This window comes from Nonomuraea sp. NPDC052265 (assembly GCF_044547985.1).
Classification (GTDB): domain Bacteria; phylum Actinomycetota; class Actinomycetes; order Streptosporangiales; family Streptosporangiaceae; genus Nonomuraea.
Map to the genome: position 1 here is coordinate 1 of NZ_JBIUBJ010000009.1, position 15,822 is coordinate 15,822.

Annotated in this window: 14 protein-coding genes and 1 pseudogene; 3 read left to right on the forward strand and 12 right to left on the reverse strand. The window is 64.3% G+C overall.

All coding sequences use genetic code 11. The annotated features are described in order from the left end of the window. Window positions 1-105 precede the first annotated feature (105 nt). Both ACIHAD_RS25660 and ACIHAD_RS25665 read left to right on the forward strand, forming a co-directional pair. Complete coding sequence (locus tag ACIHAD_RS25660) at window positions 106-696, forward strand: C-terminal helicase domain-containing protein (RefSeq protein WP_397357163.1); 591 nt, start codon at window positions 106-108, stop codon at window positions 694-696. A gap of 358 nt (window positions 697-1,054) precedes the next feature. Next, a complete protein-coding gene (locus ACIHAD_RS25665; RefSeq protein ID WP_397357164.1) occupies window positions 1,055-4,432 on the forward strand; it encodes an NACHT domain-containing protein in 3,378 nt (1,125 codons plus the stop codon). An 82-nt stretch (window positions 4,433-4,514) separates the two neighbouring features. Here ACIHAD_RS25665 and ACIHAD_RS25670 read toward each other — a convergent pair whose 3' ends face one another. The 4 genes from ACIHAD_RS25670 to ACIHAD_RS25685 all read right to left on the reverse strand — a co-directional run bounded on the left by ACIHAD_RS25670 (window position 4,515) and on the right by ACIHAD_RS25685 (window position 8,409). Beyond that, on the reverse strand, window positions 4,515-4,640 hold the full coding sequence (locus ACIHAD_RS25670) for a hypothetical protein (RefSeq protein ID WP_397357165.1): 126 nt from the start codon (window positions 4,638-4,640) through the stop codon (window positions 4,515-4,517). 57 nt (window positions 4,641-4,697) lie between these two features. After that, window positions 4,698-5,321: a hypothetical protein gene (locus ACIHAD_RS25675; RefSeq protein WP_397357166.1), complete on the reverse strand. Its 624-nt coding sequence runs from the start codon at window positions 5,319-5,321 to the stop codon at window positions 4,698-4,700. 841 nt (window positions 5,322-6,162) lie between these two features. Continuing rightward, entirely contained in the window at window positions 6,163-7,236 is a 1,074-nt protein-coding gene (locus tag ACIHAD_RS25680; RefSeq protein ID WP_397357167.1) for a tyrosine-type recombinase/integrase, read from the reverse strand. 111 nt (window positions 7,237-7,347) lie between these two features. Then, the gene (locus ACIHAD_RS25685; protein WP_397357168.1) at window positions 7,348-8,409 is read right to left on the reverse strand and encodes an integrase core domain-containing protein; all 1,062 of its coding nucleotides are present in this window, start codon (window positions 8,407-8,409) and stop codon (window positions 7,348-7,350) included. 28 nt (window positions 8,410-8,437) lie between these two features. On the opposite strand from ACIHAD_RS25685, the gene ACIHAD_RS25690 reads away from it, so the two are divergent. Continuing rightward, a complete protein-coding gene (locus ACIHAD_RS25690) occupies window positions 8,438-8,803 on the forward strand; it encodes a transposase (protein WP_397357169.1) in 366 nt (121 codons plus the stop codon). A 228-nt stretch (window positions 8,804-9,031) separates the two neighbouring features. Here ACIHAD_RS25690 and ACIHAD_RS25695 read toward each other — a convergent pair whose 3' ends face one another. The 8 genes and pseudogenes from ACIHAD_RS25695 to ACIHAD_RS25730 form a co-directional block, all read right to left on the reverse strand. Continuing rightward, a complete protein-coding gene (locus ACIHAD_RS25695) occupies window positions 9,032-9,640 on the reverse strand; it encodes a TetR/AcrR family transcriptional regulator (RefSeq protein WP_397357170.1) in 609 nt (202 codons plus the stop codon). Between the two features lie 9 nt (window positions 9,641-9,649). Beyond that, window positions 9,650-10,570, reverse strand: coding sequence for an alpha/beta fold hydrolase (locus tag ACIHAD_RS25700; RefSeq protein ID WP_397357171.1), 921 nt, complete (start codon window positions 10,568-10,570; stop codon window positions 9,650-9,652). Window positions 10,571-11,079: 509 nt separating this feature from the next. Next, complete coding sequence (locus ACIHAD_RS25705; protein WP_397357172.1) at window positions 11,080-11,304, reverse strand: hypothetical protein; 225 nt, start codon at window positions 11,302-11,304, stop codon at window positions 11,080-11,082. 81 nt (window positions 11,305-11,385) lie between these two features. Next, a pseudogene (locus ACIHAD_RS25710) lies at window positions 11,386-12,207 on the reverse strand (IS256 family transposase); the annotation flags it as partial. 24 nt (window positions 12,208-12,231) lie between these two features. After that, window positions 12,232-13,401 (reverse strand): IS30 family transposase, encoded by a 1,170-nt coding sequence (locus ACIHAD_RS25715; RefSeq protein WP_397357174.1) that lies wholly within the window; start codon window positions 13,399-13,401, stop codon window positions 12,232-12,234. Between the two features lie 42 nt (window positions 13,402-13,443). Beyond that, a complete protein-coding gene (locus ACIHAD_RS25720) occupies window positions 13,444-14,055 on the reverse strand; it encodes a transposase (RefSeq protein ID WP_397357175.1) in 612 nt (203 codons plus the stop codon). 56 nt (window positions 14,056-14,111) lie between these two features. Next, window positions 14,112-15,218: an integrase core domain-containing protein gene (locus ACIHAD_RS25725; RefSeq protein WP_397357176.1), complete on the reverse strand. Its 1,107-nt coding sequence runs from the start codon at window positions 15,216-15,218 to the stop codon at window positions 14,112-14,114. 88 nt (window positions 15,219-15,306) lie between these two features. Next, the gene (locus ACIHAD_RS25730; RefSeq protein ID WP_397357178.1) at window positions 15,307-15,792 is read right to left on the reverse strand and encodes a hypothetical protein; all 486 of its coding nucleotides are present in this window, start codon (window positions 15,790-15,792) and stop codon (window positions 15,307-15,309) included. Between the last annotated feature and the right edge of the window lie 30 nt (window positions 15,793-15,822).

Here is a 15,822-nt window from a genome sequence, read left to right on the forward strand (position 1 = left end):
CACCCTTCGAAGTGCTCAACGAGTCCCTTTCAACCCAAACAGCCGCATAGGCTACGCCCATAAGACGGCTGTCCGGAATCTCCGTGGCCCCTCAGTGGGAACTTCATGGAGATGCGTCAGGCGGCCATGCTCCGAGGACCCCAGTCCCAGAAGGTGCAACGGCTGATCGAGATCGTCCGCGAGGCGGAGGAGAACGAGCGGCGGGTCATCGTGTTCTCGCACTTCAGGGAAGTACTCGACCTGGTTGCCCGGTCGCTGCCGGGGCCAGTGTTCGGGCCACTGACAGGGTCGGTGCCAGCGAGCCAACGTCAGCAGATGGTCGACAGGTTTTCGTCGGCCAAGCACGGCGCCGTTCTGGTTGCCCAGATCGTGGCCGGCGGCGTTGGGCTCAACATCCAGTCCGCATCCGTTGTCGTCCTCTGTGAGCCTCAGCTCAAGCCTACGACCGAGGCCCAAGCCATAGCCCGCGCGCACCGGATGGGACAGGTGCACTCGGTGCAGGTCCACCGATTGCTGTCAGAGGACAGTGTCGATCAACGGATCGTCGAGCTGCTGGCCGGAAAGAAGCGGCTGTTCAACGACTTCGCCCGGGTCAGCGACATGGCTGATTCCACTCCCGAAGCGGTGGACCTGACCGAGGCTGAACTCGTCCGGGAAGTTGTGGCCGCTGAGCGCAAACGCCTCGCCGAGACCTGACCTTCGCGCTCCGGCAGCGGCTCGCGGGTCTTCCTCGATACCATCGTTCGTTCTGGCCCTTTCGGATGGCGCGTGGGCCACAGGAACCGCGACATGCGGCCGCGTTCCTGTGGCTGAACACGGAGGTATCGGCAGCTTGTCGAAGAGGGCCGCTACCCAGGATGAAAGGGTTCACCGCGTCAGTTATATCGAGGAATGAATCGGACAAGTCATTGCAATCTTGGACTAATCACCCTGGGTGATCGTTTCTGTATATCTCTCGTGATCTGGATTGCACATCGGGAACTGGGACGTGTGCTACATCTCTCTTGAGAGTTCCAGTTAGTTGGAGGGGGAGCGGATGGCGCGGCGGGTGTCTATGACGTACGACGAGGCCGTTCGCCTCTTGGGGCGTGAGGATTCGGCACTTGTCAACGCGCTGGACCGTGCGCTAGGCCTCGGCTTGCTGGTGATCACAGGCTTCAACCCGAACAGTGCGTTGCCGTACTTCGACGCAAAGAATGAACTCATCGCAAAACTTCACCAGCTGACGCGCGAGGTGAAGGACCGCATCCAGAAGTCCAGCCGCATCGAGTACGAAAAGCTACTCACAGCAGCCCATACAGTCATCGTAATAACTGCTTTTACCGAGGAGCTATCGGAGCGCCTGCGGGCTCTGGATTCAGATGGGCAATGGTCGCGAGAGCTGCGCCAGTGGCAGCCTCAGCTTGGCGAACAGGACTTCCCGGATCGGCGCGACCGACTGGTGGAGTGGGCGAGCCAGTCCGTAATTATGCCGCCGGGTCCGACCAGGCCATTCGACGTGGTCATCGACGAGATCACGGCGGTTTACAATAGACTCGGCAATCAAGCACGACGCTACCTCAGCGGGCTCGCCCGCTGGGACAAGTTGAGTGAAACCATGCGCAGCGAGATTCGATGGGAACTGAGCTCCAATCTTACGAGGTCGGCGTTTGATCGCTATTTGGAGCATTACGTTCGGCTCGCGGCACAGGTGCCAGAATTTCTTGCCTGGACCTTGTTGAACGAGCACTCCGCCACCCGATGGACAATGCGCAGGCTCGTCCTCGGTCTCACCGCTGAGCAATCGGAGCTTCGTGCTGAGTTCCAGGCTTCGCTAAGCCGAATCGAGGCGAAGATCGATTCCGATCTCGCCGCCCTTGGGGATCTTCCCGCGCTGCTCGCAGAGATGGCCGAGCGGCGCGGTGAAGGTGCTGAGGAACTGCGGGAGCGCGTCGCCGAATGTCATAGAGTCCATCGACGGGTTCTTCAGAAACCGCTGCTCGCACCGCGCGACCTGGAATCGGTCCGATTCCCAACCAATGAGCGCGGCTACATCAACCCCAACTACAAGGTTGCCGTGACCCGGCGGAGCGACGAAGGAAGGACTCTCGCCCAGGAGGAGTGGTGGGAGAACCAACCCGTTCAGAGCGGACTGGGTGGCTTCCTGGCCGCTTTCCTGAGGACTGAGCAGGCGACTCAGGTGCCGCTTCTAGTGCTGGGAGATCCGGGTAGTGGTAAGTCCCTGCTCAGCAAAATTCTTGCCGCGCAGTTGCCGCCAGACGAGTTCGCAGTTGCTCGGGTGGAACTGCGTCACGTGCATTCTTCACATGAGGTCAGCGATCAAATCGACCTCGAACTGCAGCGGCAGACCAATAATCGTTACAAACTCGAGGATCTGACTGATCCGCATGGTCGCATTACCCGTGTGGTGATCACGGACGGTCTGGACGAACTGCTGCAACTGTCCTCTCACGAAGGGCTAGGGCGTTATCTCGAACGGCTGGCCGAGTTTCAAGAGATCGAGGCCGAACTGGGCCGTCCCGTCATCGCGATTGCCACGGCGCGCACGATTGTGATGGACCGTGTCTACATACCCGCGCACACAACGGTCGTTAAAATGGTCGGTTTTGACGAGGACCAGATCAGTTCTTGGATCGAGGCATGGAACGCCGAAAACGTTGACCATTTTGCAGAACGCCATCTGGAGCCGTTGGACCCGCAGACCATGGAGGAGTACGCCGAATTAGCCCGCCAACCGTTGCTCTTGGCCCTCCTCGCCCTCTACGACGCCGAGGAGAATGGCCTCCGCAACGCAGGTGACATGAGTCAGCCCGAACTCTACGAACGTGTCTTCCGCCGATACCTCGAACGAGAACTGGAGAAGCACGACCTCCCCGCCCGTCCTGCCGAACGCGACCAGTTAGTCGAGCAGCGCTTCCGGGAACTCTCCACGATCGCCACTGGAATGCTCAACCGTGGGCGACGGTTCATCACGCGGCAGGAGGTGGACCGCGACTTCGAGACCATCGGTGTCCGGCGGAATCCGGCATCAAGCGTGATGACACGTGCGGACGACGCGGTCGGCCAGTTCTTCTTCCTCTATCGGGCTCAGGCTCGGCACCACGAGTCCACTCTCTATGAGGGATACGAGTTTATCCATTCGACTTTCGGCGAATTCCTCTCGGCCCGTATTATCGCGCGCCAGCTTGTCCGCGCAGCCGAGATCATGCGGCTCGCCCCGGCTTGGGAAGAGGTCGAGTCGCTTCGGCATGCGAGGTCCCTGCTCATTCCCTATCTCTGCCCGCGAGCCCTTATCAGCGAGGAGCAGGTACTGCTCTTCCTGGAGGACATAGTGGGCGAACTGGTCGACGATCGTGAGGCCGCTGCCCTGGCGATCGCCTCTCACGTCCGGGCACTCATGAAGGCCGGAATGGTCGCTGCCGACGGCTTCGACCTGGCCGAACGAAGCCATCTGGAACGCCTGGCTACCCTGTCCGTCAACTTGGCTGTGATGGCTCTCCACGTGGCCGAGGCAGAGCTTCCTCTGACTGCTTTCTGTACGGACGTCCAGGATTGGCAGCGCCTGACTGCGCTATGGAAGTCGCATCTGGCTGATGACGACTGGAGCCGTGTTCTCAACTCTTTCGTGCTGGGAGGTTCCGGCTCGAGTGTCCCCACCTTGAGTCACAGAATCCATCGGATCAGAGAAACAGATCTTGGCAGCTATGTCACGATGCCTCATCTAGCACTCATGATCGAGGAGGGTCGCCTTGTAGGGGACCTCCATCTTCAGGGGGCTGCCGCAGTATGGGGTCTGCTGTGGAGCCAGCTGGGCAACGAGTCGCTCGACGCTGGAAGCGAGTGGCTGGTTGCCCAAGCGTTCTTCCGAGTCAACCCGCATACTTGGCGAGGAGGTCTCGGCCGAGCGCTCGAGGTCTTGGAAAAGGGAGATCCCGGGGACAACGACCTGCTCGATCTCATCGTGACCGGCCCGGGAGTATGGGAAGACGACATTCTGACTGGTGTGGCCGAGCATGTGGCCATGCGGTCCGAGCTCGCGTTCAAGGCGCTGCCGCTGCTCAGGCTCATCTCAGAGTTGGACAAACGAGGCTATGCCGCGCTTGCCCGCAGACTGCTCGCACGCCTGCCGATGAGTGAGTCGCTTGAGGATCTCGATCCCCCGGGGATAGCCGCTCTTGTCATCCTCAGCCGGAGGCACCAGCTACGAGGGGTATGGTCTCCGATCTTTGGGCGCCTCCTTACTGACTCCTCGGCTGCCATCGAATGGCTCGGCATCGAAGACCTCATGTGGGTTTTCCGATCCGGAGACCTGTCCGGTGCCGAGCAAACCGCGCTGGCAATGCATCTGCGCTCAGACCCACGATTGCGTCGAGCTCTGGCTGATGTGATTGAGCTAACTGAACTTTTGGACAGTGCGATCCCACCTGAGTGATGAACTCTGGCCCAGTCGCCAGGCCGATCCGATCGCCTGCTGTGAGATCTCCGAAGTAGCGCGTTGTTCTGCAGATGGTCCATCACCAACCGTCGGCGATGAGGTGCTTGGGCGGGGCCGTGATCTTGACGGGGGTTCCCCATCCTCGATAGATGATGTTCATCGTCATGGTCTCGGCCTCGCCGCCTTCCGGCCGGGTGAACTTCATGATGGCGTGGAAGCGTCTCGGCAGGTTGTCCGGGCCTGCCCAGAGTTTCCAGGTGATCTATCCGCCGAAGGACCCAGGGCCGCCGGCCTCGGTCCCGAAGGAGATCCCGGCCTGTCTTTCACCCAGGTCGAGAACCGTCACCGTGCCGCTGTGGAGGGTCGTCTTCACTCCCTCGAAGGTTCCACCGTCGGCGCTGGTGGCACCGTAAGAGGCGATCAGTTCGAGAAAGCCCGGGTTGATCGCGTTGACCAGGTCCTTGCCCCAGACGACCCCGGCGAAGTTCCGCCCGTAGGTCCATTCTCCCAGCGTCGGTGGCGACTTCCAGGTGTACTTGCCTTCGTCGGAACGCACGTAGCTCTGTGAGTAGAACTCTCGGCCTATGGTGATCTCTCGGGATCGGCCCGTCGCCGCCTTCTCGTAGGAGATCTCCGCGAGGTCGGCGGCGTACATGCCTGAAGCGTTGAAGCGGTACGCGCCGGAGATCTTGAGATCCTCCGAGGGCGGAGGGCCGCCGCGTCGCCTGACGGAGAAGCGCACGCTGCTCTTCTTCGCGAACTGCTTCTTGACCGCTGCGACGACGGAGTCGAGAGACTCCGATGCGGGAGCCGCGTGCACGGCGCCGCCGGGAATCGTCACGCTCAGCAGGCCGGCCACGACCAGCGCGACGCTCATGCGCTTCATGCGCCGATCATCGCAGAAGATGATCTACATCTCATCACGGCAAGGTGCTGGCCCGACGCCGTCATCCGGCAAGAAGCGGCGCGGGAGCACGCCGACGATGAGGGGTGGCCTGATCGAGCGTTACTCAGCAGGACGGCGTACGAGGGCCGACCTGATAGGAGCTGGCAGGGGCAAGGCGGCCAGGGCGAACATTGGCACCAGCGCCCAGTGCAGCACCTGCCGTGTTGTGGTCGAGGGAGGATGGCTTTACGCGATGTCGAACGGCTCGCCCGCTCAATCGTCCGCTTTGCCGTCCTGGCTCGTGGTCGCGCAAATGCGGAATGGGGCATCCGCGGTCGGAAAAGGCGCGCATTGCTCGTGCCAGCTTTGAACGGAGAGTGCGACGCTTCTCAAGGCAGGTCGGACAGCGGCCTGTCCATGGGGCGTCGGAGGGGCCGTTCGGGCGTGCGAGCACGCGCCGAGCACAGCGGCGCCATCTCCACCTGTGGTCTGGAGCGCGGAATCATTCTGCATAGCCGCGATTCAATGATCAATAGGGTGTCCGCCGTGCTCGGTGCGTGCTCGTACGCCCCGTCACGCGTCGTCAGGACCAGGCACTGTTTGACACGCAATATGTGCGAAGGCGGTACGGACTACCGTCAAATGACACTGCGCGACACTAAAGGATCTTGCTTCTAATCCGACGGTCGCAGGTTCGAATCCTGCAGGGCGCGCAGATCACGACCAGGGGAAACCCTCGCCTGACCTGCGCTGATGCGGCAAGGCGAGGGCATCTCGTGTCCGGCTATCTACGGCTGATACCGAGCGTTTGCGGGTGGGTCTCCCCAATGCCTCCCCACGATCACGGGTCGTGCTGGTCGTCGCTCAGCGCCTGGTCGATGCGCTGTCTCGCGACCGTGTCCTGCCCGACGACGCACTTGGCGTAGATCCTGAGGAGGACTTCCACGCTGTGACCTGCCCATTCGGCTACCTGTGTGGCCGGTACACCTGCATTGAGCCAGGTCGAGACGCAGGCGTGACGCAAGTCGTAGATCCTCTTGGCTAGCGGCGACTGTGCTTCCTGCCTGGTCAGGGCCTTCTCTCTGGCCTTGGCCCACACGCGGCGGCACGTGATGCCGGGCAGCTCGCCCCCGTGAACGCCGGTGAACAGCCGTTCTCCGGGTTTGATGCCGAACTCCGCAAGGTGGGCGCGGAGTATCCGGGTGAGTGCGGGCGGGCAGGGCACGGTTCGCGTCTCACCCTCGGCACGGTGCTTGAGGGCGCGTTCCTCGCGCAGGCTGCCGTCGTCGGTCCACTCGCGGCCGGCGAAGGGCGCTGCCCCTGCGAAGTGAAGCTCTCCCCAATCGTCGGCGGGTTCCTCCAGCTTTCCCGTTTCCGGATTTCTCACCAGGTCGGGAAGGGTGACGTTGTCTTCTGCGAGCTTGACCACTTCCTCAGGGCGTAGGCCGGCGTAGTAGATGATGGCGAAGAACGCGACCAGACGCTTTCCGCTGGGTTTCTGCGCTTCCACCTCGGCAAGAAGACGACGAGCTTGGACGTGGTTGACGACGCTGCGCTTGTCCACCTCGTAGGTGACCCTTGGCGGCTTCCACTTGAGGGCTTTGATCGGGTTGGCCTCCAGAAGTTTCAGCTCAACGGCGTAGTCGAGGGCGTTTTGAAGGATGGTCTTGTGGCGGCGGATCGTGCTCGTGGCGGCCTGCTTGCCGTTCAGACGCGAGGTAGCCGCGTTGAGCAACGCACGCACGGCGGCGGCCTCGGCGAGTGCGGAAACGGGACGAGTGTTCTTGGAAAGCCACGCCAGTACCTCGGCTGTTTCCTCGGACGCCTCGGCGCGCTGCTTGGTGTTGAATCCCCACCGACGCATGGCCGTACGCAGGTCGAGATCGGCAGGCTTGCCCTTGCTGCTCGCGAGCATGGCGGGGGTTGCTGCGGTGAGGGCGCGGGCGATGTCTTGCCGGTATTTCGCCGAGGCCTGTGCGGTGCCAAAACGCTGACACTGCTGCTGAGCTGGGCGTTTGTCGGGTGATCAGGCTGCTCTGTGGTACTCGTTGATCAGTCCTGTGACGGTTCTTCGACGCTGGATCTGGGAGGTCATGTCGATCACCTGGCCGGGGTCGTGCAAGGGCGGGCGAAGGGAGCGGCCTTGATGCGGGCGATGATGGTTGAAATGGTGTTCGTACTCGGTCAGGACGTTGCGCAGGTGCCGCTCACCATGGATGAGCAGGTGATCGAGGCACTCGCGACGTAGCGTGCCCACGAATCGTTCGGCGTACGCGTTTGCTCGTGGTGACCGGACGGGTGTCTTGATGACTCGCACGCCGGCGGCGGTGAACACCTCGTCGAACGAGCGGGAGAACTTGCTGTCACGGTCCCGGATGAAAGACCTGAAGGCGCTGGCGCGTTCACCCAGGTCCATCAGCAGGTTCCGGGCTTGCTGGGTGGTCCATGCGCCCGTGGGGTTGGAGGTGACGCCCAGCAGATGGATGCGGCGTGTCTCGATCTCCATGACGCACAGGACGTACAGGCGTTTGAGGAAGACAGTGTCGACGTGCAGGAAGTCGCAGGCCAGGATGCCGGAGGCTTGGGAGGTGAGGAACTGTCGCCAGGTCGGTGAGGTCTGGCGTGGCGCTGGGCCGAGGCCGGCCGTGGTGAGGATGCGGCGGATGGTGCCTTCCCCGATCTGATGGCCGAGGCCGAGCAGTTCGCCCTGGATCCGCCGGTGCCCCCATCGTGGGTTCTCTCTGGCCAGCCGGATGACCAGCTTACGCAGTTCATCCGGGATCGGCGGACGCCCCGTCGCGTTCGGGTAGGTCCAGCGTTGACTGACCAGCTGGCGGTGCCAGGCCAACAAGGTGCCCGGCGTCACGATCCGATGGAGGCGAAGCCGCGTGGGCAGCAGTCGCGCCAGTGCGGCCACCAGCGCTCGGTCGGCCCAGTCTGGTCGTGGGCGGGAGACCTGACGACGCAGGACGGTGACCTCATGACGTAGCACCAAGATCTCTACGTCCTTGGAGGTGTCGTCCCGTGTGAGAAGTGTCAACCAGCCGAACAACCGGACCATCAGCAGATACAGCAGGCGTAGAAACACGAGCGCCGAGGATAGAAGGCCAGGCCAGATGCAATGGATAAGTTTTGGCACCGCACAGCCTGCGCGGTTGGCCGAGGCCGGCGTGCCGCAGGGATCGGTCTTCGCGACCAAACCCGAGTTGGCCTGGAAGATGATCGAGCGGGCCGCTGACGATGTGCTGCTCAGTTTCGGCTGGGTCACCGGTGATGAGGCCTACGGCGACAACGCCGTCCTGCGCGCGCGGTGCCGTGGCCGGGGCTTGAACCAGGTGTTCGCGGTCTCCTGCGACCATCCGATCCGCGTGGCCGGCGCAGATCGAAGAACTCCGCCAGCTGGTCACACACCTCACCCTCGCCAGCGCCATTCTCACCCTAGAGCAGGGACCGGCAACAAAGCCCACCCCGCCGCCCTCTGACAACGTCGTCCCGTTCCACCCGCCCACCACCTGAGACATGGCGGGCACTAGGGTCATTGCCCCGTGGTTCTGGCGGTGACAAATGACAGCGTTTGCCGGTCTCCTGCGGCAGCGCTCGTTTCCGCTGGAAGACGATGTCGCTGAGAAGTACAGCGCTCAGGGGCTTGCGGTGAGAGCATTTATGTCCTCTGCGGGATGAGGTGGCGCTGGTGCAGCCCAAGTCCAAGGTCAAGCCGCTGCCGGCCCGAACAGGCGGTCCAGGTGGTAGTCGATGATCTTGGTGGCAGCCTCGTGGCTGCGCTGTCGGCTGAGGACACTGGAGGTCAGGCCGTTGGCGAGGGCCAGAAGGCTGGCGACTTCGGTACGCGGGTCACGATCGGGGGCGATGTCCCCGGCCTGCTGCGCGGCGGTCAATCTTGCGGTGAGGAAGTTTTCCAGTGCGTTGGGTAGGGTGAGCCCGACTGCGGCGAGCGCCGGGTCAGTGAGGGCGGTGGTGTAGTAGGCGGTCCAGGCCATAGAGTCCAGGCGGCTCTGCTCGTCGGAGGGAAGGATCACGCCGAGGACGGCGGCGAAAACGCCTCGCGGTGTCAGCTCGCCCGCGGTAGCGGCGGCCCGCTGCTTGACCCGGCGGTCCATGCGGGCGCCCAGCTCGGTGAGGCCGGACTCGAGCAGGGCCTGCTTGTTGGTGAAGTAGTACTGGACGACGCGCAGCGAGACCCCGGCCTCGGCGGCGATCTCACGCATCGATACTGCCTGTAGGCCGCGGGTGCTGGCGATGCGCAGCAGCGCCTCGGTCAACTGGCGCCGCCGCTCATCATGATCCACCTGTCGGGGCATACCCGTTTCCTACCTGTTGTTCGTGCTGTGCTTCGGCGTTGGGGCCCCGGGCCGCGCCGGGCCGGGAAAGTTGAGGATCCGCTCGGCGACCAGGTCCGGAGCTTCGACGGGCAGCGAATGTCCGGTGCCGGGCACGATCTCCACGCGCCAGGACGGCGCGATGTCGGCCAGCCGCGCGGCCAGCGCCTGCGCGTCGAGCAGCGCGCTGCGGGCGCCCAGCAGCACCTGCACGGGCACAGACACCTCGCGTATCTGCTCGTCGGTGTAGGCGGGCGGGATGGGCACACGCCGGCGGAAGGACCAGCCGGCCCGCATCAGCTCCACCAGCCCATCCTCGCGCAGCACCCCGTTGTCCACTACGCGGGCCATGCGGTGTCGCAGCGTACGAGGAAGCATGGAGGCAAGGGCCCCGGCAAGGGCCCACCGGATGAACCGCCTGGGCAACGGCGCGAAGCCGCCCGGGTCCACCAGCGTCAGCGCCGCGACCCGGCCGCCCCCGCCGAGTTGCTGTTCCACTGCGGCCCAGCCGCCGGCAGAGAAGCCCGCCACGTGTGCGCGCTCGGCTCCGACTGCGGCCAGTACGTCGGTGACCCAGCCACCGACGTCGGCACCGGTCGCGAGCGGCCGCCTCTGAACCGAGCGGCCTGGCTCGCCGAGAGGGTCGACGGCAAGGACCGGGCGCGTGCGCGCCAGCGGCTCGATGTAGCGGTACCAGGCCAACGCGTTCGCGCCGGCACCGGCCAGGAGCACCACGGGATCCCCCTCAGCGGGCCCGGCCCGGTGGATCCGCACAATGCCGGCGCGGGTCTCCACGTCGATGGCGTCCACCGGCACCGGCCACAGCTCGCCGAGCAACCGGTCATAGACGGCGTAGTACTTGTCACGGGCAGAGTCGCTGGTGAAGGCGGACGGCCGGTCAGGCATGCGCATGGTGACCTCATCTTCTGAATGGATACAGTCGTATCCTAACAACTGGTCAGCGAGGCCGCGACCGCGGTGGTTGAGTGGATGACGAACGCATACCCGATCTGCCCGTCATCGCCCGAGTGCGCCCGGCCAACACCGCCTCTCAACGGGTGGTGGGTGCGCGCTGACCTGGTACAGGCTGAACATCTCGACATCGCCGGCGAGGACGGCTTGGACTGGATCCTCGCAAAGCACCTGCTTGGCTGAGCCGCGCCGTCACGCTGTCGTGCGAGTCCGCAACAATCAGCCACTACTGACCTTGCTGCCTGGCGGCACCGTGCCGGAGGGCGAGTACCGGAGTCTCGGGGTGCTACTACTTCTCACCGGCATTGCGGACCCGAGCAACCCCCGGCTGCTGTCAAAACTGACCGGCAAACGCTGCTGCTACTCGCCAGCAAAATCAGCCCCGTCTCGTTCATCGGCGCCACCTATCGCCAAGGATGCTTCAGCTGCCGTCGAGGACGGAAACCCTTTCACGAAGAAAGCCAGATGTCCTTCACCCGGGCAGCGGCATCCTGAATAGATAGCCGTGTGGTGTCCAGTCGGACCTGGCCTGCCGTGAAATCGGCCTGCTGCTCATGCAGCACGCGGAACTCCTCCGGCGTCAGGTACACCGGTCGGGTTTCTGCTCGTCTCTCCGCTTCACCAAAGTCCGCCACGAGCTCCAGGATCAACATTGCGCCTGCCGACAATTCCATCCATGCAGTTCAAGCGGCTTGTGAGTACTCGTGGAGGACGGAGCTTGTAACCCGTTGCGTGTAAAGCTGGTCTTGACTGCTTTACCTGATGCGGCCTGGGTATACCTCGGCCAGCTCGTTGAGGGCCTCGGCCCAGCCGTAGGTTTTGGCGCCTTCGACAAGCCGGCCGGGGTAGCCGCTGCGGGCGCCTTGGCCGGCGTTGTTGGCGGCGCGTTCCCGGGCTCGCTTGTCCTCGATGTTGATGATGGCCAGCCACAGGAGCTTGACGACGGCGTCGTCGGTCGGGAAGTGCCCGCGGGCCTTGGTGACCTTGCGCAGCTGGTAGTTCAGCGACTCGATGGTGTTGGTGGTGTAGAGCAGTTTGCGGACGCAGGGACTGAAGGCCAGGAACGGGATCACCCGGTCCCAGGCGTTCTCCCAGACCGCCACCGCCTGCGGGTATCTCCTGCCCCACGAGCTGCCCGCGAGCTCGGCCAGGGCGTCGAAGGCGGCCTCGGCGTCGGCGGCGGTGTAGACCTTCCTCAGCTCGGCCGCCAGGGCGGCCCGGTCCTTGCGCGGCACCGGGCGCAGCGCGTTGCGAATCAGATGCACGATGCAGGTTTGCACGGTAGTGGCGGGAAACGCGGCGTGGATGGCGTCCTCGAATCCGCTCAGCCCGTCGCAGCAGGCGATGAGGATGTCGGCGACGCCGCGGTTGCGCAGGTCGTTGACCACGCTGCGCCAGAACCCGGCGCCCTCCCCCGACGCCAGGCCCTCAGTCGTTTTGGCGATCCAGATACCCAGGACGTGCTTGTCGCCATCGGTGTCGATGCCGACCGCGATGTAGGCAGGCTTGTTCTGCACCACATGGTTGTCGCGGACCTTGACCACCAAGGCGTCCAGGAACACCACGGCGTAGAGGGGGTGGTTTCTAACACTGGTCGCGAACTAGCTGGTAGAGCCGTTGGTTAGCAATGCTCTCATGGCTTCGGCTGGTGTTCTGTCTCCGAGGGCGAGGCGGGGGCGCTGGTTGAGTTGGGCGGCGACCGTCTGCAGGTCTTGGGCGGTATGGATCGACAGGTCGGTGTGTTTGGGGAAGTATTGGCGGATCAGTCCGTTGGTGTTCTCGTTGAGGCCCCGCTGCCACGGGGAATGCGGGTCGCAGAAATAGATGTCGAAGCCGGTCGCGGCGGCGGTCTGCTCATGCATCGACATCTCCCGGCCCTGGTCCCAGGTCAGGGTCTTGCGCCAGCTCTCGGGCAGATGCCGGGTCTGCGCGATGAGCGCATCGCGCAGTTGCGGGGCCTTGTAGCCGTCCGGGAGATGCACCAAGATCAGGAACTTGGTGACCCTCTCCACCAGGGTCCCGATGGCCGTGGCACCACCCGGCGCCCCGTACTGGCCGATGATGAGGTCGCCTTCCCAATGTCCGGGGACCTGACGTTCAGTGACTTCAGCGGGACGCTGGTCGAGGAGCTTCATGTTCTTGATCTTGTTGGGGATTGCGACGCCCCGCCGGTGCGGCTTCCTGCGGGAGCGGCCGGTGCGGAGCTTTCCGGATCTGCAGCCGAGAAGGCCGGCGTAGAGGGCCTTGTAGATGCTCTCGGCGCAGACCTGCATGGCGCTCAGATCGGGGTAGGTGCGGGTGAGGAATCGGGAGATCTGCTGCGGTGACCACTTCTCGGCGAGCTTGCCGCGCACGACCGTACGGAGCGGTTCGTGGCCCCGAATCTTCGCCTCCTTGGAACGTCCGCGGCGGAGAAGGGCCTGGTTGTGGGCCCACCAGGGTTGGTAGCGGCCGTCGGACTTGCTGTTGCGCTGGATCTCTCGGTAGACCGTCTGGAAGCTCTTGCCGATCGAGGTGGCGATCTCCTTCACCCCGGCCTTGGCGTGTATGCCGTCGGCGATGGCGATCCGGTCATTCTGGGTGAGGAAGCGGGCAGAGACGGGCGCGTCGGCGAGAACCATCCGACCAGCATCGATGAACCACAGCGACCCGCAGCTGGTCGACACACCGACCATCCGGGCCGCAGCAGCGCCCTTATGCCCCTCTCGCACCAACTCGAAGTAGCGCTTCTGAACCGACGAGGGAAGCTTGTTGTGAGCCCAACGAGGCATGCGAGGTTCTCCTTCGAGAGGGTTCGCAACCATCGATAGAACTCAAGGGGGATCCAGCGGGCGCCGCTGCCACAGCTTCACCTCCTCCATCACCTGCTCGGTGATCCGCGAGATCGTCTCGGCCGACAGCCGGGTGCCATAGATCTGCTCCAGGTGGTGGACGATGTCCCGGACGCTCATGCCGTGCGCATACAGCGAGATGACCATGTCATCCAGGCCGCCGGAGACCCGGCCCGCCCGCTTGGGCACCAGCACCGGTTCGAAACTCCCGGCCCGGTCCCGCGGAACGGCCAGCCGGACCGGCCCGACTCCGGTCTGCACCGTCTTGCCGATCTTCCCGTTACGGGCGTTCCCGGCCGCCGCCCCGGCGCCCTGCTCATGCCGGGTGTAGCCCAGATACGCGGTCAACTCGGCCTCCAAGGCCCGCTCCAACACCGCTTTGACCAGGTCACCGAGCATGCTGCCCTCGCCCGTCAGCCGCAGGCCGCCCGCCTCGTCACGGGACCGGGCCAGCAGTTCATCCAACAGCCGATCATCGATCAACTCCCGGATCGGGCGACGTTCCTGCTGCTCACCGGCCACATCCCTCACCGTAGAAAGGATCTCACCCAGCGTGTTCGGCATCTGGCCGCCGACACCCTCGACTACCGTCATGACTCTCCCCCGAAGAAGTGGGCCCCCGCCCACCGATCACTTGCTGCCCAGCAAGATCACTTCCCACACCTACAGGGATACCCCCGGAGGACGCCGCCGAGCCGGTCTCGTCGGCGGACCTTCAGGTCGATGATTCGCTCTGGGGCCGTGATCGGATCGGGGACGGTGCGCAGCGGGGCTGCTTGGTTCAGGGCTTGATGTGCTCGGTGTTGGTTGTAGAAGTGTTCGTACTCGCGTAGGGCGTGCCGCAGGTGGTGTTCGTTCCAGATCAGGCAGCGGTCGAGAAGCTCGTGGCGGCATGACTGCACCCACCGTTCCATGATTGAGTTCATTCGCGGCATCCGGATGCCGGTGAGCACCGTCTTGATGCCGGCCTCGGCGAGAATCTCGCCCATGAGGGCTGGGAACTTCTCATCCCGATCGCGGAGCAGAAGGCGCGCCCGGCAGTCCGCGTCGTGCAGATCCATCACGAGATTCCTGATCGTCTGGATGACCCAGCTGGCGCTCGGGTGTGCGGTGGTGCCGAGCACCCGGACGCGCCTGGTGGCGTGCTCGATGACGGCCAGGATGTACTGGCGCTGTCCGTTCAGGGTGATGGTCTCGATGAAATCGCAGGCCAGCAGGGCGTCGGCTTGCGAGCGCAGGAAGTCGGCCCATGTGGTGGAGGCCCGCTCGGGCGCCGGATCGAGACCTTCCTGTTTGAGGATCTCCCACACCGTGGACGGCGCGACCTTGATGCCGAGCGTGGTGAGTTCACCATGCACCCGCCGATAGCCCCAGCTCGGGTTCTCCCGAACCAGACGCAGGATGAGAACGCGGATGGAGCGGACCGTGGGCGGGCGCCCACGTCGCTTCGGCCGGCAGGTACGGGCATGACGACGTCGCATCAGATCGCGGTGCCAGCGGAGAACCGTGTCCGGACGGATGAGGAGCCGCAGTTGGCGCAGGACCTCGCGCGGTAGCGACGTCAGGAGCGCGGCAAGGAAGGCTCGGTCCTCGGGCGCGAATCTCACCCGGGTGTCGGCGCCGAGCTGGCGTTCAAGGACGGTGATCTGGTGACGCAGAGCAAGTATCTCCACGTCCTTGTCCCGATCGCCCATGGGCAGCAACCGCAGCGCGGCGAACGTGTTCGTGACGGTCAGGTAGGCCAGGCGAAGCAGCACAGCGAATCATCCTGCCGCACGCGCTTCCGTCTCCCGGGTGGCCAGAGCTCGCGAAGCCCTCGCAGGGTCATGACCTGGGTGGACGTAATTATCGGCAGGCGCACTGCTGGCACCAGGAGTCGGCGAAGCCGCCGCCGTTGCAGGGCTCGCCGGAGTTGTTGCCGAACACCGGGACGGTCAGGGCCGACTTGGTGGCGCCGCTGCCGTTCCAGCCGGGCAGGCGGTTCAGGCCGAAGAAGTACTGGGTCCCGTCGGTGGTGGTGATCCGCCAGTGCTCGCCGTTGTCGTCACCGTTGGTGGTGCCGGTCAGGTGTTCGATGCGGGTGCCGTCGTCGTCCTTGAGCTTCCAGACGTCCGAGCCGGGTGCGGTCTGGACAAGGTCGCCGCCCTTGCCGTTCCAGGTGAGGGTGGCGTTGGGGTAGGCCCAGCACAGGTCGCCGGGCTTCTCCAGGTCCGTCCCCTCGCCGTCGTCCTGGCAGGCTTTGTAGCTGCGCTCGATGAAGCCTGGTGAGAGCTGGAACCCCTCACTCACCCAGGAGGTCTGGCTGTTGGTGTTGGCGGTCTTGCCGTCCACACTGGCCGAGGAGTAGGAGACGGCCAGGTC